The sequence below is a fragment of the Chryseobacterium sp. TQ-BC-N36 genome (genome assembly GCF_058382295.1).
This window is the reverse complement of sequence record NZ_CM178175.1, coordinates 885260-907856: the sequence shown is the minus strand read 5'-3', so window position 1 is coordinate 907856 and position 22597 is coordinate 885260. Positions and strand designations below refer to the sequence as shown.

At 37.5% G+C, this 22597-nt stretch carries 24 protein-coding genes; 14 read left to right on the top strand and 10 right to left on the bottom strand.

What is annotated here, in order from left to right:
• Positions 1-13: 13 nt before the first annotated feature.
• Positions 14-640, bottom strand: a complete 627-nt coding sequence (locus AC3FI7_RS03955) for a CatA-like O-acetyltransferase (RefSeq protein ID WP_142725745.1) — start codon at positions 638-640, stop codon at positions 14-16.
• A gap of 212 nt (positions 641-852) precedes the next feature.
• Between AC3FI7_RS03955 and AC3FI7_RS03950 the strand changes: the two genes are divergently transcribed.
• A complete protein-coding gene (locus AC3FI7_RS03950; RefSeq protein ID WP_491461458.1) occupies positions 853-1704 on the top strand; it encodes an NAD(P)-dependent oxidoreductase in 852 nt (283 codons plus the stop codon).
• 1 nt (position 1705) lies between these two features.
• Positions 1706-2176, top strand: coding sequence for a PPC domain-containing DNA-binding protein (locus AC3FI7_RS03945; protein ID WP_491461457.1), 471 nt, complete (start codon positions 1706-1708; stop codon positions 2174-2176).
• Positions 2177-2333: 157 nt separating this feature from the next.
• Here AC3FI7_RS03945 and AC3FI7_RS03940 read toward each other — a convergent pair whose 3' ends face one another.
• Genes AC3FI7_RS03940 through AC3FI7_RS03930 form a run of 3 tightly spaced genes read right to left on the bottom strand, consistent with a single transcriptional unit; the run spans position 2334 to position 4350 of the window.
• Positions 2334-3137 (bottom strand): helix-turn-helix domain-containing protein, encoded by an 804-nt coding sequence (locus AC3FI7_RS03940; protein WP_491461456.1) that lies wholly within the window; start codon positions 3135-3137, stop codon positions 2334-2336.
• Between the two features lie 18 nt (positions 3138-3155).
• Positions 3156-3557 carry a GlcG/HbpS family heme-binding protein gene (locus AC3FI7_RS03935; protein ID WP_142725748.1) on the bottom strand — a complete coding sequence of 134 codons (402 nt, stop codon included), beginning with the start codon at positions 3555-3557 and terminating at the stop codon, positions 3156-3158.
• A 4-nt stretch (positions 3558-3561) separates the two neighbouring features.
• Complete coding sequence (locus tag AC3FI7_RS03930) at positions 3562-4350, bottom strand: SDR family oxidoreductase (protein WP_491461455.1); 789 nt, start codon at positions 4348-4350, stop codon at positions 3562-3564.
• Positions 4351-4535: 185 nt separating this feature from the next.
• On the opposite strand from AC3FI7_RS03930, the gene AC3FI7_RS03925 reads away from it, so the two are divergent.
• The 6 genes from AC3FI7_RS03925 to pdeM all read left to right on the top strand — a co-directional run bounded on the left by AC3FI7_RS03925 (position 4536) and on the right by pdeM (position 13100).
• Positions 4536-5984 (top strand): S41 family peptidase, encoded by a 1449-nt coding sequence (locus tag AC3FI7_RS03925; protein ID WP_491461454.1) that lies wholly within the window; start codon positions 4536-4538, stop codon positions 5982-5984.
• A gap of 235 nt (positions 5985-6219) precedes the next feature.
• Positions 6220-7242, top strand: coding sequence for a ligase-associated DNA damage response exonuclease (locus AC3FI7_RS03920; protein WP_343658428.1), 1023 nt, complete (start codon positions 6220-6222; stop codon positions 7240-7242).
• Complete coding sequence (locus tag AC3FI7_RS03915; RefSeq protein WP_491461453.1) at positions 7239-8819, top strand: ATP-dependent DNA ligase; 1581 nt, start codon at positions 7239-7241, stop codon at positions 8817-8819. The genes AC3FI7_RS03920 and AC3FI7_RS03915 overlap by 4 nt, the downstream gene beginning before the upstream one ends.
• Before the next feature lie 234 nt (positions 8820-9053).
• On the top strand, positions 9054-11459 hold the full coding sequence (locus AC3FI7_RS03910; RefSeq protein WP_491462084.1) for a ligase-associated DNA damage response DEXH box helicase: 2406 nt from the start codon (positions 9054-9056) through the stop codon (positions 11457-11459).
• Between the two features lie 346 nt (positions 11460-11805).
• A complete protein-coding gene (locus tag AC3FI7_RS03905; protein WP_172617120.1) occupies positions 11806-12408 on the top strand; it encodes a 2,3-bisphosphoglycerate-dependent phosphoglycerate mutase in 603 nt (200 codons plus the stop codon).
• Positions 12409-12455: 47 nt separating this feature from the next.
• Positions 12456-13100, top strand: a complete 645-nt coding sequence (pdeM, locus tag AC3FI7_RS03900; protein ID WP_491461452.1) for a ligase-associated DNA damage response endonuclease PdeM — start codon at positions 12456-12458, stop codon at positions 13098-13100.
• Between the two features lie 330 nt (positions 13101-13430).
• Here pdeM and AC3FI7_RS03895 read toward each other — a convergent pair whose 3' ends face one another.
• Entirely contained in the window at positions 13431-14648 is a 1218-nt protein-coding gene (locus AC3FI7_RS03895) for an MFS transporter (protein ID WP_491461451.1), read from the bottom strand.
• A 149-nt stretch (positions 14649-14797) separates the two neighbouring features.
• Between AC3FI7_RS03895 and AC3FI7_RS03890 the strand changes: the two genes are divergently transcribed.
• From AC3FI7_RS03890 to AC3FI7_RS03875, 4 genes are all read left to right on the top strand, one after another.
• Positions 14798-15388: a TetR/AcrR family transcriptional regulator gene (locus AC3FI7_RS03890; protein ID WP_491461450.1), complete on the top strand. Its 591-nt coding sequence runs from the start codon at positions 14798-14800 to the stop codon at positions 15386-15388.
• 70 nt (positions 15389-15458) lie between these two features.
• Positions 15459-15917, top strand: coding sequence for a hypothetical protein (locus AC3FI7_RS03885; RefSeq protein ID WP_142725757.1), 459 nt, complete (start codon positions 15459-15461; stop codon positions 15915-15917).
• Between the two features lie 2 nt (positions 15918-15919).
• Entirely contained in the window at positions 15920-16222 is a 303-nt protein-coding gene (locus AC3FI7_RS03880) for a DUF3817 domain-containing protein (RefSeq protein ID WP_343658421.1), read from the top strand.
• Positions 16219-16575 (top strand): rhodanese-like domain-containing protein, encoded by a 357-nt coding sequence (locus AC3FI7_RS03875; protein ID WP_343658420.1) that lies wholly within the window; start codon positions 16219-16221, stop codon positions 16573-16575. The genes AC3FI7_RS03880 and AC3FI7_RS03875 overlap by 4 nt, the downstream gene beginning before the upstream one ends.
• 43 nt (positions 16576-16618) lie before the next feature.
• On the opposite strand, the gene AC3FI7_RS03870 is transcribed toward AC3FI7_RS03875, so the two are convergent.
• Both AC3FI7_RS03870 and AC3FI7_RS03865 read right to left on the bottom strand, forming a co-directional pair.
• Complete coding sequence (locus tag AC3FI7_RS03870) at positions 16619-17572, bottom strand: nitrilase family protein (RefSeq protein ID WP_491461449.1); 954 nt, start codon at positions 17570-17572, stop codon at positions 16619-16621.
• Positions 17573-17638: 66 nt separating this feature from the next.
• A complete protein-coding gene (locus AC3FI7_RS03865) occupies positions 17639-18436 on the bottom strand; it encodes an AraC family transcriptional regulator (protein WP_491461448.1) in 798 nt (265 codons plus the stop codon).
• Between the two features lie 160 nt (positions 18437-18596).
• On the opposite strand from AC3FI7_RS03865, the gene AC3FI7_RS03860 reads away from it, so the two are divergent.
• Positions 18597-19103 (top strand): pyridoxamine 5'-phosphate oxidase family protein, encoded by a 507-nt coding sequence (locus AC3FI7_RS03860; protein ID WP_343658417.1) that lies wholly within the window; start codon positions 18597-18599, stop codon positions 19101-19103.
• Positions 19104-19207: 104 nt separating this feature from the next.
• On the opposite strand, the gene AC3FI7_RS03855 is transcribed toward AC3FI7_RS03860, so the two are convergent.
• From AC3FI7_RS03855 to AC3FI7_RS03845, 3 genes are all read right to left on the bottom strand, one after another.
• Positions 19208-19441 (bottom strand): thioredoxin domain-containing protein, encoded by a 234-nt coding sequence (locus AC3FI7_RS03855; RefSeq protein ID WP_142725763.1) that lies wholly within the window; start codon positions 19439-19441, stop codon positions 19208-19210.
• A 9-nt stretch (positions 19442-19450) separates the two neighbouring features.
• The gene (locus AC3FI7_RS03850; RefSeq protein WP_491461447.1) at positions 19451-20335 is read right to left on the bottom strand and encodes a dihydrodipicolinate synthase family protein; all 885 of its coding nucleotides are present in this window, start codon (positions 20333-20335) and stop codon (positions 19451-19453) included.
• 149 nt (positions 20336-20484) lie between these two features.
• Entirely contained in the window at positions 20485-20940 is a 456-nt protein-coding gene (locus AC3FI7_RS03845) for a cupin domain-containing protein (protein WP_034698222.1), read from the bottom strand.
• Positions 20941-21041: 101 nt separating this feature from the next.
• On the opposite strand from AC3FI7_RS03845, the gene pdxR reads away from it, so the two are divergent.
• Complete coding sequence (pdxR, locus tag AC3FI7_RS03840) at positions 21042-22472, top strand: MocR-like pyridoxine biosynthesis transcription factor PdxR (RefSeq protein ID WP_491461446.1); 1431 nt, start codon at positions 21042-21044, stop codon at positions 22470-22472.
• Positions 22473-22597: the final 125 nt, after the last annotated feature.

Below are 22597 nucleotides of genomic sequence, written 5' to 3'. Positions count from 1 at the left end.
AGCTGTGCGATTTTTAATGGTCAAGCTGTCTTTGAAATTCTTCCAGATACCTGGCAATGTGAATTCCGTCTGCCAATCCATGGTGTGCTTCTACAGATACAGGGAGGTATTTTCTGCCATCACGGATGTTGAACCTTCCAAAAGCAACTTTAGGAACAGATTCCTGTGTATTAAAGTCTGTAGGCTGTAATATGGCGCTGAAGGAATTCCACGGAATGGTAGTGTGCCTTACATGATCTTTTCCGAGTCTTTCATTGCTTAATCTCAGTCCTGAAGTTTCATGTACTCCTTTTATCTCCTCCTGTAAAGCTGCGTTAAAAACTTCAAAATCTTCTGAGAAATGAGTAAAAGAAAAACCGAATGTCCCATCAGGCCTTCCTATCGTACTGCCGGCATGAACGGTCTCAAACTGAACAACCTGTCCGTCAACGATTCTGAGTTTTAACTCATCAATTGTATTGATTGCCACCATAGATTTGTGAAAATAGTAGGCAAAAAATGAATACCCTTTCTCTTTGGCTGTATCATATGCTTTTGTGCAGTCAACCTCCGTTGTAAATCCGAAATAAGGGCTTGCCATACCAGAGAAAAATTCAAAATGTTCTTTTCTGTTCCAGCTGTCTATATCTATGATCTTCATTAATTCTTATTTGCTGCAAATTTCTGAAAGTTTCTCCGGTTTAAAAAGTTTATGACTGAAAATATTATTAAAACTTAACGTTACAAGACCGGGATTTGGTAGATATTTTGATGCAAAATAAACGTATTTGTAATTTCATTTATCTACTTTCAGGTAAATCCTTTTATTCGGAGGATCAATACTACGTAATTTAATAATTAAAATATAAGAATATGGCAATGGAAAAAATCGGATTCATCGGATTAGGAAATATGGGACACCCTATGGCAAAGAATATTGAAAAAGCAGGATTTCCACTTTCAGTATATAACAGATCCCCTGAAAAAGCCAGAGACTTTGAAGAAAAATCAACAGTCTGTACTCAAATTAAAGATCTTGTACAAAACAGTGATATTATATTCACAATGCTTACTAACGATAAGGCTGTAAAAGCGGTATATGAAGAAATTATTCCTTTAAATATTCAGGGAAAGCTCTTTGTGGATATGAGTACGATCTCTCCGGAAACATCTACAGAAACTGCAGCAGCTCTGAAAATAAAAGAAGCTTCTTTTATTGATGCTCCTGTAGCAGGAAGTACTCTGCCGGCTCAGGAAGGAACGCTTATTATTATGGCAGGAGGTGAAGAAAAAGATATACAGCGTGCTATGCCTTATTTTTTGAAAATGGGGAAATCTGTAAAACATTTGGGAGAAAATGGAAAAGGAATCGCAGGAAAACTATCCATCAATTATTTTCTGTCTGCCATTTATCAGGGGTTGGCAGAGACTGTTCTGCTGGCCGGAAAATTAGGAATTGAACGGCCAGATATGCTGGAAATAATCAATGAAAGTGCCAGCGGAAGCGGTGCAACAAAGGTAAAAACCCCTCTGTTAATTGCAGATCAGTATGCTCCTGCATTTGCTCTTGATCTGATGCTGAAAGATATTCTCCTCGCGAAGAATGCAGGTGCTGATTTTCCTCTGTCTGAAACTCTGATAAAAACATATCAAAATGCACACGATAAAGGTTTTGGTGAGGATGATGTCATAGGAATCATCAATTATTTAAAAACAATAGAATAAAATGGAGATCATCAATTATAAAGGAAAACATTGGTCTGCAAGAAAAGCAGATCATATTTATATCGTAAGTATTGATAACCATTCCAATATGGTAGAATCCTTAACAGATTTTATTCAGGATCAGGGAATCCATGCAGGAGAAGTGACCGGAATAGGCGCTGTGAGTGAAGCTACTCTCCGATTCTTTAATCCCATAACCAAAAAATATGTGGATAAAACTTTTAAAGAACAGATGGAAGTCACCAATATTTCCGGGAATGTTTCTGAAATAGAAGGAAAATTGACTCTTCATCTGCACATTACACTGGGAAGAGAAGATTACACCGCTTTGGCAGGACACCTTTTAGAAGCAAAAATTCAGGGAGCTGCAGAATTCATTTTCTATCCCCTGAATACCAGAATCGTAAAAATTAAAAATGAAGAAACGGGAATCAATCTTTATGATTTTGAAAAACAGAACCTGGAAGGTTAGCATCATCAGTGAACATCGGAATAAGGCAGAAAATATAATTCCTTAATATAATAATATAGAAGGAAGATACAAAGACACAGGAACTCTATCCTGTGTCTTTGCATTTCCAGCAAACAAGCAATGCTTATACTATAAATTGTGTTTTTAATGATTTACTCTATACTTCTGTAGTCGTCATCCCAAATTTTTTTTTGAAAGAAGAATAAAAATGGGATAAATTCTCAAAACCCAGATCAAGATAAATATCTGAAGGTTTTTTATCTCGGTTTTTTATTAAATAATAGGCTTCCTTTAATCTTTTTTCTTTCAGCCATTGTTTGGGCGTCATCTGAAATATTTTATTGAAATCTCTCTTAAACCCGGAAAGACTGCGGCCTGTAAGCTTTGCAAAAGCATCTACCGATACATTAAACATGAAGTTCTTGTTCATGAACTCTTCAAGGTCAATCTTATGAGGTTCAGAAAAATCAAAAAGAAGATTTTTAAAATCCGGGTTACTCAGCAAAAGTAATTCTATAGCTTCCTTCACTTTTAGAGCTGCAAGTTTTGAAGGTACCTCCTGTGTCTTGTCGATATAGGGAATAAGAGAGGCAAAATAACTCTTAAAAAAATCATCAGGTTCAAAGAACAACCGCTGGTCACCTGGAAAATCAGCACGTGCAACTATTTTATTTTCAGCAGCATACTGTTTCAGTGTTTCATCATCAAGCGTAATAGAAACAAACTGATATTTTTCTTTGGCAGATGGATGTTTGACCGTCCTGATCAGTTGATTCTTTCTGACCAGAACCACTGTATTTTCTTTAATTACCGTCTTTCCTTGCTCATGGAAGGCATGAGTTTCCCCTGAGATCTGAAATCCCAGAAAATGGTCAGGAATAAACTCCTCATGGCCTCTGTAAGATTCAAAAGCACATGAATAAACCAGTTTGTCAAATATAATCTCAGAAGTATTTTCCATGATGCAAATATCTGAAATTTAAGCCATAGCCTGCGCTCCCGCTTCTGCAATTTCCTTATCCTGCTCCGGAGTTCCTCCTGAGGAGCCTATGGCACCTATGATCTTTCCGCCGTTATCTTTTAAAACAACACCGCCAGCAATGGTCAGAAGTCCTTCATTTGAATTCAGCATTCCATAGCTATGGATACCTGTTTCTGAGATGATTCCTCCCATGATATCGCTGTTTACTCCAAACATCACTGCTGTTTTTGCTTTCTTGATGGCAAAATCAATCACGCCGTAGACACTGTCCAATCTTGCCAATGCAACAAGATGTCCTCCGGAATCCACCACAGCGATACTTACAGGAATATTCATAGATAATGCCCTTTCCCTTGCTGCATTTAGGGCTTTTTCAGCAGTTTTATAATTCAGTTCCATACCCCTAGCTTTTTGCGTTCCATGCATCTGCCTGAAGCTGTTTTACAAAATCTTCAGTTTCCTTTGGATGCACATTCCTGAAATTACTGTTGTCATCCAATGCTACATTTACAATCACTTCAGCCATAGACTGCGGATCAAGCTGGTGTGCTAAAGATTCAGCAGCACCGTCAAAAACAGATTCTGGTGTAAAGTTGACCTTCGGATCATACCAGTGGAAAATAGAGTCTACTCCCCTGTCATTAAAGCCTGTTCCGAATACGCCCGGATTACAGGTTGCAATCTTGATATTAAATGGAGCCAGCTCGGTTCTCAACCCTTCTGCAATGGATTCCAGTGCATGTTTGGAAGAACAATAAGCTGCTACGTAAGGAACTGTCCATAAACCTCCCATTGAAGAAGTGAAAACAATCTTTCCCCTTTTCTTTTCAACAAACTTTTTGATAAAGCCCTGAGCAAGATTCAATGCACCAAACACATTCACTTCAAACATAGAGCGGATAATGTCTACCGGCTGTTCCGCAATGGGACCGCCTTCCATAATTCCGGCATTACTGATTAGGATATCTATTTCATATTTCTTCAGGATATAATCGATATCTCTTTGACTGGTTACATCAAGTTTATCCACTGTAAGATCAATTCCATGTTCTTTAGCTTCACGGATTAAATCACTCATCTGAGGATAGACCTGTACAGTGGCAATCACCTTATGCCCTTTCTTAGCAAGATCAAAAGCAGCAATCTTTCCGAATCCACTTGCTGCACCTGTAATTAAAATTGTTTTACTCATTGTATTCTTTTTTAATGATGGTACAAATTTCATAGATTTAAGTAAGGGCTATATTGTCTGAAAGTTCATTTTTATATTGCTGGAAAGTTCAGAAATAGATTGTTTTTTGAATAACGCTATTTTTTACATCATAAAAAAATAGAATTATCGTTATAGATATAAATTTTAAAACTAAAAGCCAACGTATGTATAAAATTAAAACACTCCTTTTAATTTTTATCTCCTCATCTTCTTTTATTCTTGCTCAAAACTGTAATTGTGAAAGCAATTATCTGTGGGTGAAAAAAACATTCGAGGGAAATGATGCCGGATATCAATATATGATTGATAAAAAGGGAATTCCGGCTTATCAGGCGCATAACAATGAATTTCTGAACAGAATAAAAAATGCAAAATCAGATACTGAATGTCAGCAGACCCTTTATGAATGGCTTAAATTCTTCAGATCAGGACATTTTTCAATCTCAAAAATTGAAAATACCAGTGAGCAAAATCCACCTGCAGCTGTTGAAAATATAAAAACAGAAACGGTAAAAGTTGATCTTGAAAAATTAAAAAAAGAAGTTCTGACTAAAAAAGATTCGGATATTGAAGGAATCTGGGGAACCGAACCTTACACAATAGGAATCAAGAAATTCGGAGATAGTTATAAGGGCTTTATTATTACATCCGGAGCAGAAAACTGGAAACCTTATGAATTGAAACTGGTTATTAAAGCTGATAAAGCCTCAGGAACCTTTTATTTGAGAAACAAATCAGCCCAGGAAATAAATAATATAAGGTTAATTGGAAAAAATTATCTTGGTTTGAATGAGTTTACCCTGAAAAGAATTTCACCCCAATTTGAAAAAGAAGAAGGTGTTGAAACATACTTTGAAACAATAAAAGCACAAAAGCCTTTTCTGAAAGTGCTTAACAAATCAACGCTTCTTTTAAGAATTCCTTCTTTCAATGGTGCTTTAAAAAAAGATATAGACAGCGTTATTGCAGCCAATCAATCTAAAATTGAAAGTACAGAAAATCTGATTATTGATATCAGAAATAATGGTGGCGGCAGTGACAGCAGTTTTGATAAAATTATACCCTACCTCTATACCAATCCTATCAGAAGCATCAGAACACAGTTTTATTCTACGAAACTGAATAATCAGAGAATGCTGGATCTGTATGAGAATTACCAGAAATACGGAATACCGGAGGAAGAAAGAGAATATCTGAAAAAAGCTTATGATAAACTAACCCGTAACTTAGGCAAGTTTGTTAGCCTTCAGGATGATGGAAATATGGTAGGAATTAACAAGCTGGATAAAATTTCGCCTTTTCCGAAAAATGTTGGAATTATCATCAATGATGGTAACGGTAGTACTGCCGAAGAGTTTTTACTGGCTGCCAAGCAGAGTAAAAAAGTCAAGCTTTTCGGAACAACCACAGCAGGCGTGCTTGATATTTCCAATATGTATTTCGTAAATTCTCCCTGTAACGAATTTAAATTAGGTTATTCCCTCTCTAAAAGTTTCCGCATTCCCGAAATGGCTATTGACGGAAAAGGTGTTCAGCCTGATTATTTTATAGACAAAACGATCCCTGATTATCAATGGATCGACTTCGTAAACGATGTCCTGAATGAAAAATAAACTATACAAGCTGTTTTAAAATTGAAACAGCTTTTTTAATATCAATAGGAATGGGCTTTAGCCCATTTAATAAAAAGAAATATCATCATTGGCTTTAGCCAAAATCTCTCATGAAAAATCTCTCATACAAAAGAACATTGTCCATTATATTTCAATTGACAATTTAAAAAAAATAAACCGTTTGTTGTAAATTGGTTAAGTTTTTGAAGCTTATTCTATAAAACCAGTCACACCATTGAAATTAATCACATTTACAAAAAAAGGAATTTATTGCCCTCAGGGAAAATTCTATATAGACCCCTGGCGACCTGTTGATATGGCGGTTATCACTCATGGCCATGCCGATCATGCCCGTTGGGGAATGAAAAAATATCTTTGTCATCATTTTACAAAACCTATTTTGCATCAAAGAATCGGAACGGATATCGAATGTCAGAGCGTTGAATATGGAGAAGTTATTACCATCAATGGAGTGAAACTTTCCCTGCATCCTGCCGGACATATTATCGGTTCTGCCCAGATAAGAATTGAGTATAAAGGATATGTGACCGTAATTTCGGGAGATTATAAAGTTCAGGATGATGGACTGAGCACTCCATTTGAGCTGGTAAAATGTAATGAATTTGTGACAGAAAGTACTTTTGGCCTCCCCGTTTACAACTGGCTGGAAGTTCCTGATTTAAATGCAAAACTGCAGAATTGGGTACTGAAAAATAAAGAGAATAATAAAACCTCCGTTTTTATAGGCTATTCTCTGGGGAAAGCTCAGCGTATCATGACAGCAGTGGAAGAACTGGGAAAAATATATGTTCACTATTCTATCGGAAAACTGAATGAAGCCTTTGAAACTGTAGGAATTGATCTTCCTGAATACACGATTGCAGATTTCAGGGAACGTCCGAAAGAAATGCAGCATGAAATCGTCATAGTACCGCCTGCTTTACTCGACAGCAACATCATCAAAAAAATTCCTGATCCGGCCACAGCAATATGCTCCGGATGGATGCAGGTTCGCGGTGCCAGAAGATGGCGGAGTGCAGATGCAGGATTTGCCATGAGTGATCATGCAGACTGGAAAGGATTATTGCAGACTGTAAAAGCAACCGAAGCTGAACTTGTACATGTTACTCACGGGCAGACGGAAGTCTTTTCAAAATATCTGAATGAAATCGGCGTCCGGGCTGATGTTGTAGAAACACTGTTTGGAGAAGATGAAGAAGAATCTGAAAAAGAAACCCTTGAAACCCCGGGATCATGAGACACTTTGCAGACCTTATCAACGCGCTGGAAACCACCAATAAGACCAATGCTAAAATTGATGCCATCATTGATTATCTGGAACGCGCTCCGGATGAAGATAAAGTGTGGTTTATTGCTTTGTTTACCGGAAAAAGACCCAAGAGAAATGTAAATACCAATTACATGAAAGAGTGGGCATTGGAAATCACAAAACTTCCTTACTGGCTGTTTCAGGAGTCTTATTCTTCTGTAGGAGATCTTGGTGAAACCTTATCATTAATCCTTCCCCCTCCACAGGAAAAAATAGAGCGTACTTTATCAGAATGGATGAATGACATTGTCAATCTGAAAGGCAAAACAGATGCGGAAAAAAAAGAATTCGTACTTCACTCATGGAACGGTTTGGATTATACTGAACGTTTGATTTTCAATAAATTAATTGGCGGAAGTTTTCGGATTGGTGTATCAGATAAAACATTAATCAATGCATTGACCAGATTTTCAGGTCAGGAGCCGAGCGCATTGATGCACAGTTTAATGGGAAAATGGCTGCCCGATGAAGTTTCATTCAAAGAATTGATAGATGCAGAAAACGTTAATCCTGATAACTCAAAACCTTATCCTTTTTGTCTTGCCTATCCTTTGGAAAAAGAACCGGAAGAATTGGGAAATCCTGATGAATGGCTTGTGGAATACAAATGGGACGGAATACGCGGGCAGATTATCAGAAGAAATGATGAAGTCTTCATCTGGTCAAGAGGCGAAGAACTTGTGACAGACCAGTTTCCTGAGATCAGAGAAGTTGTACAGGGCATGAAAGGCAACTTTGTACTGGATGGAGAAATACTTGCAGTAAAGGATGGTAGGGTTTTAAATTTCAACGAGTTACAAAAAAGATTGAACAGAAAAACTTTAACTAAGAAAATGCTGGCAGAAATCCCTATAGAGGTTTTCGCCTATGACCTGCTGGAACTTGAAGATAATGATCTGAGGGAGAAGCCGATCTCTGCAAGAAGAGCTTTGCTTGAAGAATTACTGTTAAATGAAAATCCCCAAATTATAAGCATTTCCAGAAGCCTGAACTTTGAAAAATGGCAAGAACTTAATGATCTCAGAGAAAATTCAAGGGATGTAAACAGTGAAGGATTGATGTTGAAGCAGAAAAACTCCCCCTACCATTCCGGCAGGAAAAAAGGTGACTGGTGGAAGTGGAAAATCAATCCGTTTACGATTGATGCAGTGCTAATTTATGCTCAGAAAGGCAGTGGAAGAAGAAGTGCTTACTATACCGATTATACTTTTGCTGTGAAAAACGGAGATACTTTGGTTACCATTGCCAAAGCCTATTCGGGGTTGACAGATAAAGAAATCATGGAAGTGAGCCGTTTTGTGACCAAAAATGCTGTCGAGAAATTCGGTCCTGTAAGAACAGTAAAAGCAGAGCTGGTCTTCGAAATTGCGTTTGAAGGGATAGGTTTCAGTAACCGGCATAAAAGCGGTGTAGCCCTCCGTTTTCCAAGAATTGTAAGATGGCGTAAAGATAAAACAGTAGATGAAATTGATAATTTGGAAGAGATTAAAAAATTAATACAGTAATACATTAACGCAATGAACGCAAAGGTTTTTAAAGTTATTTCTAATATTTTCGTTCGCAAAGGTACTTCGTTCAGCGATAAGAAGAGATTATCTTTGCTAAGTGAAACGCCCTTGCGAACAAAGAATAGATCATATACTATAAAATCTTAGCGTCTTTAGCGGTAAAAATTTAAATCAAAATATAAATTGGCAGCTTTCGAACATACCGACGGATTTAAGATCATTCAGCAATGGATGGCCGATAAAGATATAGCACCCTTTAAATTCCAGCTGGAAACCTGGAAGAAGTTTGAAAACGGATATAGCGGAATGGTAGTCGCACCTACCGGTTTTGGAAAGACTTTTTCAGTCTTTTTAGCATTGGTTTCAGATTTCCTGAATCATCCTGAACAATACAAAAAAGGATTGAAAATGATCTGGATCACGCCGCTCAGGTCCCTGTCCAAAGACATTGCAAAGGCGATGCAGGAAGCTATTGATGAAATCGGACTGGATTGGTCTGTAGGCGTAAGAAACGGAGATACTGATCCGAAAGTAAGACAACAGCAGGTAAAGAAAATGCCTGAAATTCTTGTTGTAACTCCTGAAAGTCTTCATTTACTGCTGGCCCAGAAAAACCATGAAACCTTTTTCAGGGATATGAAATGTGTGGCTGTAGATGAATGGCATGAATTACTGGGCTCAAAGCGCGGTGTCATGGTAGAACTTGCCATTTCCCAGCTTAGAAAATATGTTCCGAAGATTAAAATCTGGGGGATCACTGCTACTATAGGGAATCTGGATGAAGCTATGGAAGTTCTTATTCCTTTTGATATTAAAAAGATAAAAATTACTGCCAAAGAACACAAAAAAATAGATATTCTTTCGGTTTTCCCGGATGAAATTGAAATATTGCCCTGGGCAGGGCATCTTGGAAATAAACTTGCAGATAAAGTTGTTCCGATTATTCTGGGCTCAAAATCCACCATTGTATTTACCAATACAAGAAGTCAGAGTGAAATGTGGTATCAGCTTTTACTGGATGCCCATCCGGATTTTGCAGGGCAGATCGCTATCCATCACAGTTCTATCGATGCTCATCTAAGAATCTGGATTGAGGAAAATCTGAGTTCAGGAAAATTAAAAGCTGTAGTTTCTACATCATCCCTCGACCTTGGAATTGATTTTAAACCTGTTGATACCGTTATTCAGGTAGGATCTGCCAAAGGAGTAGCCCGATTTCTGCAAAGAGCGGGACGCAGTGGCCACTCCCCTTTTGAAACCTCAAAAATCTATTGCGTTCCTACCCATTCTCTGGAACTGATTGAAGTTGCAGCCTTAAAAGAAGCGGTAAAACAGAAAGTAGTTGAACCCAGGGAGCCACAGGTATTATGTTTTGATGTACTGGTTCAGTTTCTGATGACATTGGCCGTGGGAGACGGTTTTTATCCGGATGAGCTGTATGAAAGAATCAAAAAAGTATATGCCTTTCAGGAAATCCTTGATGAAGAATGGAAAAGTATTCTTGAATTTCTTACCATTGGCGGCAGCGTATTGAAAAGCTATGAAGAGTTCCATAAAATCGTTATTATGGAGGATGGCCTTTATAAAGTAACCTCAAGAAAGATCGCTATGCTTCACAGAATGAATATGGGAGTGATTGTAAGTGATGCGATGCTGAAGGTGAAATTTATTTCCGGAGGCTATATCGGAATGATTGAAGAATATTTTATTTCAAAACTTAAAAAAGAAGAAAAATTTATTCTGGCCGGACGTACTCTGGAAGTCGCCATGATCAAAGATATGACCGTCTATGTAAGATCTGCTAAAGGAAGGGCTTTGGTTCCGAGCTATCTTGGAGGAAGGCTTCCTTTAAGTACCAATCTGGGGCATTTTTTAAGAGAAAAACTCTCCCATGCTTTAAGCCCTAAGGCTTCAGAAAAAGAGCTTAAATTTCTGCATCCATTATTAGCGAATCAGGAAAAGAATTCCCACATCCCTAAAGAAAATGAATTTCTGGTAGAAATGATTAAAAACCGGGAAGGATACCATTTGTTTATGTATCCTTTTGAAGGCCGCCTGGTACATGAGGTAATGGCCGCACTGATTGCGTACCGCATCTCAAAGCTGGCTCCCATTTCCTTTTCTATGGCAATGAATGATTATGGATTTGAGTTGTTCAGTGATAAAGAAATCCCATTAAATGATGAGAATCTGCAACAGATTTTAACCCGTGATAATCTGATGAATGATGTCATTGCGAGTATTAATTCTGCAGAAATGGCAAGGAGAAAATTCCGGGATATTGCGGTGATTTCAGGAATGGTTATCCAAAACTATGCCGGCCAACAGCGTTCTAATAAATCATTACAAAGCTCTGCCGGACTGATTTTTAAAGTACTGGAAGACCACGATCCCAATCATTTTTTAATAAAGCAGGCTTACACGGAAGTCTTTAATATGCAGCTTCAGGAGCAGCGCCTTGTAGAAGCTTTTAAAAGGATTGAAAAGTCAGAAATTATTCTAAAATACTCCCGTTCCTTTACTCCGCTCAGCTTTCCGATTAAAGTGGACAGTCTGAGGCAGACCCTTTCCAGTGAAGGACTTGATGCAAGGATTAAAAGAATGCTGAAGCTATCCAATATAAGTGATCTTTTATAATCAATTAATGTGTTTTCTTTAAGAACAGATATGCCGATGAATATTTGTTTATCGCAAATACGCAAAAAATTGATAATAATAACGTTTAAGGCGCAAAGATTTTATCTCCGATAAAATTTAGTCACGTTAATCTTGCTCAAAATCTTTGATTTTCTTGCGCCTTAAATAAAAATGGATTATATAAAATTTGCGCCTTTGCCAGATTCTAAAATTTATAAAATCAAATAAAAAACCTATCGTTTTAATCTTATTCTTAGCCTAATATTCTAAGTTAATTTTCTTGATAAGTTTAAATAATCATCGTAACTTAGAGTATACCTTAGAAGTGGTAAATAAAATTTAAATAATGGAAAAATTATTCTTGGTCCGTCACGGACAGTCACTCTGGAACCTCGAAAACAGGTTTACAGGCTGGAAAGATATCGATATAACAGAGACCGGTATTGAAGAGGCAAAAAAAGCAGGCCTTGCTTTAAAGGGAGAGAGAATAGATATCGCTTTTACTTCTGCTCTCATCAGGGCTCAGCATACCCTCTCTATCATTCTGAATGAAATAGGAAATCCCGATATTCCGGTTGTAAAGGATAAAGCTTTAAACGAACGTTCTTACGGAAATCTTGAAGGGCTTAACAAAGCGGAAACGGCTTTAAAATACGGAGACGAACAGGTTCATATCTGGCGACGATCATTTGATGTCGTTCCTCCGGGAGGAGAAAGTCTTAAAGATACCTACAACAGGGTGATTCCTTATTTTGAAAGTCAGATCAGGCCGTTATTGAAGCAGGGTGAAAATGTACTGATTGTAGCCCATGGAAACAGTCTCCGTGCGCTGATCATGTATCTGGAACATCTTTCCCCTGAAGAAATTCTGGAAAGAGAAATTGCTACAGGCTTTCCTTTAACCTATGTCTTTGATGAAAATTTTCATGTAAGCCGCAGAGTGAGTTGATTTGATCAATAAAGCTTAACTTTAAACAAATTTTCAATTTTTATAAAGTGTGTATAGCCACCAAAACTATTTCCATTCAAAATGAGACTTTCATTCTGACCAATCAGCGTGCGGCATTCTGGGAAAAAGAAAAAGCACTCATTCTTTCTGACCTTCACATCGGAAAGACAGCTCATTTCCGTAAAAATGGTATTGCACTGGCCAATCACATTATGAAAAGTGACCTGGAAAGGTTATCATTACTGATTGAATATTTTCAGCCTGCAAAGTTTATTGTGGTTGGGGATTTGCTTCATGCAGGAGACAATTCTGACGTAGATGAGTTCTGCATTTGGAAATCCCAATATCCTGATATACAATTCTACCTTATTGAAGGAAATCATGACCGGATTTCAAAAGCTCTGGAAGAAAAATTATGTTTTAACCATACCTCCGAGTGCCTTGAAATAAATAATATTACTTTCATTCATGATTTTGATCATGTAAGACCGGAATTTCAGATTACAGGACATATCCACCCCGGAATTGTACTGAATTCTAAAGTCAAAAATATCAGGCTTCCCTGCTTTGCTCTCAGCAGCAACCAGTTATTACTGCCAGCGTTCAGTAAATTCACCGGACTGGATACAAAAAATCTGCCTAAGAAAAGTACATTTTTTGTATTTACAGAGGCTGAGATTTATGAAATTTGATGATAAGAATCTCCTGTTATTATTCATACGTTATATTATATTTATTCTAAAAATAAAGCACATAAAATTCTGTATTTATCCTTTCTTGATTTGCATGCCTTTAACTACTTGGTTTATAATATGACACATTATCCTTGTCAAGGTTTTAAACCTTGACAAGGATAAAAAAACAAAAATAAAGGCAGATAAAAACCTGCCTTCATAACACCATCCACTTCATGTCATCAATCTGTTGATGACTTCTTTATTCACTTAAATCTAATATATGATGTTTACTTTTTGCATTAAGCACATGATATGAAAATCAATATAAAAATTATTTATTTGCGTTTATTTAGTCTTGCTTAAACGGATACTATATAGAGTAATCAAGACTGTTACCACCAAAAATAAAGCTCCTATCCATGGCGTACTTGCCAGACCTAAGGAAGATGTAACAATCATTCCTCCTGCATAAGACCCGATAGCAATACCGATATTAAAAGCCGCAATATTGATCCCCGAAGCTACATCTTCAGTTCCCGGAAGTTCTCTTTCTGCAATCTGCACCACCAGCAGCTGTAATCCCGGAACAGATGCAAATGATAAAGCTCCCAAAAAGAAAAGCGTAATGATGCTTAAAACCGGACTGCTTACAGTAAAGTAAAATGCGAGCAGTACCAGTCCCTGTGCGGCAAACATCCACAGAAGGGCTTTCAGAGGATTTTTATTGGCTACCTTTCCACCGACAAGATTCCCTAAGGCAATAGCAATTCCATAAATCAGCAGGATAAAAGTGACAGTTGATTCCTGAAACCCTGTAATTTTCTGTAAAATAGGCGACAGATAGGTGAACACCACAAATGTTCCTCCATACCCCATCGCTGTCATTAAAAAAGCAAAAATCAGACGTTTGTTTCCCAGTACTTTAAACTGACTTTTCAAGGAAGCGGTTTTTCCGTTTTTCAGGTTATTGGGAACCAATAATAGACTGGCAGCTAATCCAATGATCCCAAGAATTGAAACACCTATGAAAGTTGCTCTCCATCCGAAATGCTGCCCTATGAATGTGCCCAGCGGAACTCCTGTTACAATCGCCAGTGTGAGCCCGGCAAACATAATAGAAATGGCAGTAGCTCTTTTCTCTTCAGGAACCAGTGAAGCTGCAATAGTAGAACCAATAGAAAAATAAACCCCATGAGCAAATCCCGTAAGTATTCTTGCCAGCACTAAAGTGATAAAACCGGGAGCCATGGAAGCCAAACCGTTTCCTATAACAAATAAGAGCATGATAGATACCAATAGCATTTTGCGGGGGACTTTCCCTGTTAATGCCGTTAATATCGGAGCTCCGATAGCCACTCCTATCGCATAAAGACTTACCAGCAGTCCTGCAGAAGGAATACTGATTCCAAGGTCGGAAGCCACTGTTGGAAGCAGTCCTACAATAACGAATTCAGTGGTTCCTATTCCGAAGGCGCTTATCGTTAGTGCCCAAAGTGCTGCAGGAAGTCCTTTTTTAGGAGTCTGTACTGCAGTATTGATCTGTATTTCTTTTTGAAAATTCATTGTCTTGTATTTTGTTGATATTGACAGGACAAATTTCCGATGAATAAATGTATTATAAAAATTATTTAAATTGTATTAAACTATCAGAATAATGATGGTTTTATTTTACATTTAAAATTTGTTCCTTTGTATAATAATCAGCAGTTTTAATGAAAAAATCCGAAGCAACCCGTCTTACTATTCTCCAGAAAGCGTTCGAATTGATCTATGTAAAAGGTTTTCAGACTACAAGTATCGATGAAATTATCGCAACGACTCAGGTGACGAAAGGTGCTTTTTATTATCATTTTAAAACCAAGGATGAAATGGGGCTCGCCATTATTACGGATCTGATGAAACCGAATTTCAGGAAAACCTTCATTGGTTCTCTTCAAAACAGCCGGAATCCTTTAGACAGTATCTATGATATGATGTACCATCTTCTGATGGAAAACGACTTTTTAAAAGTTGAATATGGCTGCCCAACTTCTAATTTCGTGCAGCAAATGGCACCATGGCATAATGCTTTTACACAGGCCTTGCATGATCTTTCAAAAGAATGGGAACTTGCTCTTGCCGAAAGTATTGAACAGGGTAAAAAAACCGGATTAATCAGAAAAGAAGTAAGTGCCAAAGAAGTGAGTGTTTTTGTCATTTCAGGCTATTGGGGAGTAAGAAATCTTGGTAAATTAGAAAATTCTAAAGAAGTTTATCTTACTTATTTAAAAGGACTTAAGTCTTATTTTAAAACACTGCAATAATTTTTTTATTCAAAAACATACTAATTAGTATGTTTTTGTTATACCTTTGCTTTGATCAAAAAAATAAACGATGTATCAAACGCTTACTTTTTTACATTCTTTCACGCGATGGCTGGTCTTAATAAGTTTGATTTATGCTGTTTACCGTTCTTTCAAAGGATATTTTTTAAACAGAAAGTTTACAGAAACAGATAATACCGTAAGGCACTGGACAGCAACTATAGCCCACCTACAGCTGGTATTAGGAATGATATTCTATTTTAAGAGCCCGGTGATTCAATATTTCTGGCAGCATTTTAACGAAGCTAAAGAATCGTTTGATCATATATTTTTCGGACTTATCCATATTTCAATGATGTTTACGGCTATCATGATCGTCACAATCGGTTCTGCTTTAGCCAAAAGAAAACTTTCAGATAAAGAAAAATTCAGAACAATGGGTATCTGGTTTTCCACAGCTCTGATTATTATTTTCTTAGCCATTCCCTGGCCTTTTTCTCCTTTTGCCAACAGACCTTATTTCAGATAATTATGATAGATTTATTTAAAACAAAAATTGGCCGGCTGAGGATTCTGGCTATTTTGGAAGGAATTTCATTGTTGAGTTTGGTATTTATTGCTGTTCCTGTAAAATACTGGATGGGAAATCCGTTGTTTGTCAGGCTTATTGGTCCTGCTCATGGAACGCTATTCCTGCTTTTCCTCTTCAATACTTTGAGTGTTGGCGTTGAACAGAACTGGAAATTTAAAGAAATAACATGGAAGGTGATTTTAGCCTGCTTTATCCCGTTTGGAACCTTTTATATTGATAAAAAAATACTAAGCAAACTATGAAAACTATCCTTCTCTTTTGTGGAATAGCTCTTGTTCTGTATGTTGTCTATAGGGTTTACCGGTTCCAGACCTTAGATAATGGTTTACCGGAAATGCTCAAAAAAGGGGCTGTTATTCTTGATGTAAGAACTGAGAAAGAATACGAAACTGGGCATATAGAAGGTTCTGTGAATATTTCACTAGGAACAATCAGAGAGCGCTATGTGGAATTAGATCCGGAGAAAACGTACATCACGGTATGCTCGCACGGACTCCGAAGTGTAAAAGCTGAAAATATACTGAAAGAAAGAGGCTTCAGACATGTCTATAATGGTGGTGCCTGGAGTGACCTGCAGAAAACCATTAATCCATAAAAATAAATCTCTCCTGAAACCATTTACAGGAGAGATCAATTTTCTAAAATGCTTTATCATTGAGCCAGACAACTTTTTGTTCTGACGAATGTGCTTGTCCGATGATATCCCTGTATAACTCAGGTCTCCTGGCTTTGATGTACCGATACCCTCCTGCCTGAGTAAGCTTTTCAGGAGTAATGACAGCCGATTCAAAACTGTCTTCCCAGGAATGACATTCTGCAATCACATCCCCGAATGGATCTATAATCATGGAACATCCGTTTTTCAGCTGATCATCATCCATCCCGATAGGGTTTGAAAAAACAATATAGGCTCCGTTATCATAAGCTCTTGAGGGAAGCCATTTCATCAGCCAGTCTCTGCCTTTCATACCATTAAATTCCAGGCGTAAAGACGTAGGATCTCCTACCCTGTTTTCCCAAAGCTGAGGATCTACAAAACCGGCTCCCGGTCTTGTTGAAGGCGTACACATGGTAACATGGGGTATGAAAATAATTTCTGCACCAAGAAGCCTTGTAGCCCTCACGTTTTCAATGATATTGTTATCATAACAGATCAGAATCCCGCATTTCCAGCCCATAATATCAAATACACAATATTCATTACCAGGTAAAAGGTTCGGATTGATAAAAGGATGCAGTTTCCTGTATTTTGCTTTCAGTCCTGTTTTATCGACACATACATAAGCTTTGAAAAGATTATCCTGATCATCTTTCTCAAACAAACCAGCCAGGATGATGATATGATATTGAGTGGCAATCTCCTGCAGCCTGTGAATACTGTCGCCTTCCGGAATCTGTTCTGCAATATCCAAAAGCTGTTCTCTGGTGAGTTTTCGGGCAAAAGTATAACCTGTAATGGAACATTCATGAAACGCAATAACGTCAGATCCCTTAGCAGCAGCCTGCTGAGCCAGTTTTTCGATGACAGAGAGATTATACGCTTTATCTCCGCTTTTGTTTTCAAACTGTGCGGTTGAAATTTTAATATTCATTGATTTTTTTAAGCAAAAATAGATGGTCGTGCTTATCAAAAATTGTATAAAACCGACATTCCGGTTTTACATCTCAATGAAATTAACAGCCATTTTGTTCTGTGTATTTAAATATTGTTTAGGAGTCAGCCCGATATTGTTTTTAAATTCTCTGATAAGATGGGACTGATCAGAGTATCCCGCTTCATAAGAAAGAAAGGCCATATTTTTATCCTCAATTTCATTATTGATAAGGCTTAAAAAGTAATGAAGACGGATAATATTACCATATTTTTTGGGAGACATTCCTATATAATATTCAAATTTCCGTTCTAAATGACGTTCAGAATACCCGGTGAAATGCTGCATATTTCGGGAAGACACCGTTCCTTTATTTTGAAGAAGATATTGTTGTATAGATGCTATAAGATGATGGTCATTACTTATCCCTTCAGATAAAAAATGAGTAAAAAATAAATTCAGATCATGGATTATCCATAAAGGGTTCGTTTTATTAAAAAGTTTTTCCTGAAATACTTCCAGCTTATCTTTCATTACATTTTCTGCAGAAATAACCTGATTTCTAATTTCCATTGCTGAACTTTTCAAAAGGATGTTTAAAAAGTAAGGCTGGAATACAACTGCAATCAAAGAAAACCGGCCTTTTGATGCAAAATCTTTATATCCGTTCAAAGTTCCATAGAAAAAGGAAAGGGGCATCCTATCCTCAGAAGCTCCGGAATACAGATTCATATCTCCTGATAGAATAAGTCCGGAACTTCCATCCGTAAAGAGCCTTAAACTTCTTATATCCTCTCTGGAATTTTCCAGAAAAATATAATGTCTGATATAAGGTGCTAAGTGTTTGGGAGGTGAAATCTGCATTCATCAAATGTACATAAAACTTATTGATTGAAGGAAATCAATACAAGGTACCACATTTTAGTTCCTTTTGGTCAGGTATTTGAATGATTTTATACATACAATTCATTATTCGCTGAATGTGGATTCTTCAACCAATGCCAATCACTTAAAATATTATATTATGTCAACACAAAATCTCACCCACCTTGAAGCGATCAAAAAGATTAAAGAACTGTCAGAAAAAGCCAGAATCTGTATGTTCTGTACAGAGTTGGAAGCGGTTCCTGTCAATTCAAGACCAATGACACTGCAGGAGACGGACGACAGCGGAAATCTGTGGTTTATCAGCAGTGGTACCAGCAACAAGAATTTTGAAATAAAAGAAGACCGGAGAGTACAGCTGTTTTTTATGAACAACAGTGATTCCCAATACCTTTCGGTGTATGGTGAAGCTTCAGTTTATAAAGACAAAGCTACTATAGAAGACAAATGGTCTCCTCTCGCTAAAGCATGGTTTGACGGGAAAGATGATCCCAATGTTACGATTATCCGTGTGGAGCCTGGAGAAACCTATTATTGGGACACGAAAGCAGGAAAACTGGTGAGTCTCTTTAGCTTTGTTGCTGCTGCAATAACCGGAAATAAGACAGATAATTCTGACGGTGTAGAAGGAAATGCAATAATTTAATAGGCAGAATTTAATTTTATCAAAGATAGAATGCTTGTGCCTTAGCATTTACAACAATAAAAAACGGCTCAGGAAATTGAGCCGTTTATACAAGATTAATGCGGTTAATTTTTCACATCTTCCATAGATGCTCCAAAATTAATATGAAGCACATTGCCGTTTGGTGTTACTAAGGCAGGCACAGATTTTACACCAGCCTTTTCAGCGTTTTCTATGCTGTTTCTGTCATTACCCAAATGGATAATTTCAACGTTTTCTGAACCTATAAGATTAATGATATCATGTTCTGCGCTGATACATACAGGGCATCCTGCATGATAAAAAATGGATTTTTTCATATGTCTGTATTAATTAATAAGGGTTTTAATAATGTTTTTTAATTCTTCGGTTTCTTTGTCATGTAGAGGCTTCAGTGGACTTCTCAAATTCCCGCCATTTTCACCCAGAATATTAAGACCTGCTTTTACAGCCCTTGGCAATCCTTTATTTACAATAAATTTTAAAAGATCAAACTGTTGGTAAAAAATCTCTTTTGCTCTTTCAGGATTTCCTTCCTCAACTGCATTATAAAGGCTGATATTCAATTCTGGGATAAGATTTGGAGCTGCGGTGCACCAGCCTCTCGCTCCCGCAGAAAATGCAGCCAGAGCCAAAGGATTGGAACCATTATAGAATGCAACCTCTTCACCAAGTTCTCTCCTTAGATAATGCATTCTCTGTATGTCTCCCGTACTTTCTTTGATCATCGTTACATTAGGAATTTCAAGAAGTCTTTTCAAGAGAGCCGGAGACATGTCTACTCCACTTGTTGCCGGATTATTGTACGCCATAATTGGAATGGAAATCTTACGGGCTACGGCATCATAATGCGCTACAATTTCATCATCCGTCAGCTTCCAGTAGCTCATCGGGATAATCATTACCGCATCTGCTCCAGCTTTTTCTGCGAACTGAGCATGGTGAATGGTTTTTTCTGTTGTAAGATTAGAAACCCCTACCAATGTCGGAATTCTGCCTTTTACCTGTTGTAAAGTAGCTTCCGTCACTTCTTCTTTTTCTTCGTCCGACAGATAAGGCATGACTCCTGTACTCCCCAATGGAGCGATACCATGGCTTCCGGAGGTGATGAGCCTTTCTACCAAATGTTTGAAAAGCGGAATATCTACTTTTTCGTTTTTATCAAAAGGCGTTATGGGATAGGCTATAATCCCTTTGAATGGTACATTTTTCATGTTCTTTGTTTAAAATTTTAAGATTATTTTTAAACCATTGAGAGAGAATAAGCTTTTAAGAATAATAAGACTAGCTTCGCTTAAAAAATCATATCCAATATCAAATACAACAGAAGAACAGTTTCCCTTAATGGTTTAAAATATTACGATTAAAGGTCCCTTCCTTCTTCCTCTCTCAAAGCAACTCCTAAGTTCTGCAGCTGAGGAGCATTTTCACAGGCGATGTATTTGGCAGGTTCGGTATCGCTCAGATTCTGGTGTTTGTGCCAGGCCCAGGAAGGAATGTATACCGCATCACCAGCTTCCCAGTGTACTCTTTCATCTTCTACTTCTGTCCAGCCTTTTCCTTCGATTACAAATAATACGGTTTCATAAGTATGACGGTGTCTGTTGGTTTGCTGTCCGGGAGTTAAGCCTCCAATCGTCATGCTCACATTCTTACTCGGTAGATCTACAAAGAAAACGGGATGCTTTCTTTCTGTTGAAAACTGATTGTGTTCTCCTGCGTTTTCTACATTTTTATGAATCAAATGGCTTGGTTTTACATACTTTGGTCTTGCAAAAGTTTCGTGGAAATCTTTAGAGCTGAATTGTTTCTTGTCCATGATTTTAAAATTATTATGGTTTTGTGCTTTATTGCATGACAAAATTATTTTATATTTGGACTGTTTAAATGATTCAGTTTTTACATAAATAGATAGTCCAGATGTTGCGACCTTGGAAATTAGAATTAGAAATTGATAAAAAGCTTGATAAAGCTGTTTATTTACAGATTGCAGATACCGTTATCACTGATATCCGCTCAGGAAGATTAAAGCCCGGAGATGCACTTCCCGGAAGCCGGAACCTTGCCCAAGCTTTAAAGATCAACAGGAATACCGTTGTGGAAGCCTATCAGGTTCTTATTAATGAAGAATGGGTGATTTCCAAAGAACGGAAAGGAATTTTTGTATCAGAAAATCTTCCTGCTTTACATGAGAAAAAAACAGATAGAATACAGGATTCTTTGAATCAGCAGATGATTTCCAACGGGATGTTAATCAATTATGATGACGGGCATCCTGACAGTAAGATTGCACCGGTAACAGAGCTGGCAAGAGCGTACAGACAAATTTTCAGTATTAAAGCCAAGTGGCAGATGATGGGCTATGGTAATGAGCACGGTGATGTGGAATTCCGTAAAACCATTTCCCAGATGCTTAATCATCAGCGTGGAATGCATATTCATGAACATGAAATTTCTATTACACGGGGTAGCCAGATGGGAATGTTTCTGACGGCTCAGACCCTTTTAAATTCCGGCGGCAGCGTTATTGTGGAAGATCCGGGATATCAGCCGGCGTGGCGGGCATTTGAATATGCAGGAGCTCAACTTTTACCTGTACCTGTAGATCAGGAAGGAATCAGTATTGAAGCCGTCGAAATGCTTCTTACCAAATATCAGAATATAAAAGCTATTTATATTACTCCACACAGACAGTATCCTACAACAGTTACCTTGAGCCTGTCAAGAAGATTAAGACTGATTGAGCTGTCAAATCAGTACAATATAACCATCATTGAAGATGATTATGATAACGAATTTCATTTCGGATACCGCCCTATACTGCCTATTTCAAGTTTTCCGGAGCTTCAGCATTATGTGTATATCGGAACTTTGAGTAAGGTAGTAGCACCTGCTCTGAGAATCGGTTATCTGGCTACTAAAAATCAGGATTTACTGAAAAGAATTGGTCATCTGAGGAAGATTATTGATGTTCATGGAGATGTCATTATGGAACAGGCTGTCCTTCAGCTGATCAGAGAAGGTGCCATTAAAAAGCATATCAGAAAAGCAACAGCTCACTATAAAAACAAAAGAGATTTCGTTTTTGAACTGTTGAAAAAATATATGGCAGCTATTGCAGATTTTACACTGCCTGAAGGTGGTCTTGCCTTTTGGATCGTTCCTAAAATTCAATTGGATTGGGATCTGGTAACCGCTCTTTTATTGGAAAAAAACATTAAAATTATTCACCCCAAACAGTACAGCCAAAATCAGATCAACGGCTTCAGATTGAGTTATGGAGCGCTTTCTGAAGAGCAGCTGGAACAAAGTATTCCTTTGATTGCTGAAGTTTTTTCGAACTTTTTTTAACCGCAGATTTCACAGATTTACACAGATGTTTGGGCAATAAAAATCAAGGTTTTTTTAACTTTAGTGAGCTTCTCCGCAGTTTATCTTTAACTTAAAATCAAATTAAGCATTTGAATAACAGTGCT

Excerpts from the sequence above, each read along its gene's own strand:
- AC3FI7_RS03955 (WP_142725745.1), bottom strand. The coding sequence starts at position 640 with ATGAAGATCATAGATATAGACAGCTGGAACAGAAAAGAACATTTTGAA.
- AC3FI7_RS03950 (WP_491461458.1), top strand. The coding sequence starts at position 853 with ATGGCAATGGAAAAAATCGGATTCATCGGATTAGGAAATATGGGACAC.
- AC3FI7_RS03945 (WP_491461457.1), top strand. The coding sequence starts at position 1,706 with ATGGAGATCATCAATTATAAAGGAAAACATTGGTCTGCAAGAAAAGCA.
- AC3FI7_RS03940 (WP_491461456.1), bottom strand. The coding sequence starts at position 3,137 with ATGGAAAATACTTCTGAGATTATATTTGACAAACTGGTTTATTCATGT.
- AC3FI7_RS03935 (WP_142725748.1), bottom strand. The coding sequence starts at position 3,557 with ATGGAACTGAATTATAAAACTGCTGAAAAAGCCCTAAATGCAGCAAGG.
- AC3FI7_RS03930 (WP_491461455.1), bottom strand. The coding sequence starts at position 4,350 with ATGAGTAAAACAATTTTAATTACAGGTGCAGCAAGTGGATTCGGAAAG.
- AC3FI7_RS03925 (WP_491461454.1), top strand. The coding sequence starts at position 4,536 with ATGTATAAAATTAAAACACTCCTTTTAATTTTTATCTCCTCATCTTCT.
- AC3FI7_RS03915 (WP_491461453.1), top strand. The coding sequence starts at position 7,239 with ATGAGACACTTTGCAGACCTTATCAACGCGCTGGAAACCACCAATAAG.
- AC3FI7_RS03910 (WP_491462084.1), top strand. The coding sequence starts at position 9,054 with ATGGCCGATAAAGATATAGCACCCTTTAAATTCCAGCTGGAAACCTGG.
- AC3FI7_RS03905 (WP_172617120.1), top strand. The coding sequence starts at position 11,806 with ATGGAAAAATTATTCTTGGTCCGTCACGGACAGTCACTCTGGAACCTC.
- AC3FI7_RS03895 (WP_491461451.1), bottom strand. The coding sequence starts at position 14,648 with ATGAATTTTCAAAAAGAAATACAGATCAATACTGCAGTACAGACTCCT.
- AC3FI7_RS03890 (WP_491461450.1), top strand. The coding sequence starts at position 14,798 with ATGAAAAAATCCGAAGCAACCCGTCTTACTATTCTCCAGAAAGCGTTC.
- AC3FI7_RS03885 (WP_142725757.1), top strand. The coding sequence starts at position 15,459 with ATGTATCAAACGCTTACTTTTTTACATTCTTTCACGCGATGGCTGGTC.
- AC3FI7_RS03880 (WP_343658421.1), top strand. The coding sequence starts at position 15,920 with ATGATAGATTTATTTAAAACAAAAATTGGCCGGCTGAGGATTCTGGCT.
- AC3FI7_RS03875 (WP_343658420.1), top strand. The coding sequence starts at position 16,219 with ATGAAAACTATCCTTCTCTTTTGTGGAATAGCTCTTGTTCTGTATGTT.
- AC3FI7_RS03870 (WP_491461449.1), bottom strand. The coding sequence starts at position 17,572 with ATGAATATTAAAATTTCAACCGCACAGTTTGAAAACAAAAGCGGAGAT.
- AC3FI7_RS03865 (WP_491461448.1), bottom strand. The coding sequence starts at position 18,436 with ATGCAGATTTCACCTCCCAAACACTTAGCACCTTATATCAGACATTAT.
- AC3FI7_RS03860 (WP_343658417.1), top strand. The coding sequence starts at position 18,597 with ATGTCAACACAAAATCTCACCCACCTTGAAGCGATCAAAAAGATTAAA.
- AC3FI7_RS03855 (WP_142725763.1), bottom strand. The coding sequence starts at position 19,441 with ATGAAAAAATCCATTTTTTATCATGCAGGATGCCCTGTATGTATCAGC.
- AC3FI7_RS03850 (WP_491461447.1), bottom strand. The coding sequence starts at position 20,335 with ATGAAAAATGTACCATTCAAAGGGATTATAGCCTATCCCATAACGCCT.
- AC3FI7_RS03845 (WP_034698222.1), bottom strand. The coding sequence starts at position 20,940 with ATGGACAAGAAACAATTCAGCTCTAAAGATTTCCACGAAACTTTTGCA.
- pdxR (WP_491461446.1), top strand. The coding sequence starts at position 21,042 with ATGTTGCGACCTTGGAAATTAGAATTAGAAATTGATAAAAAGCTTGAT.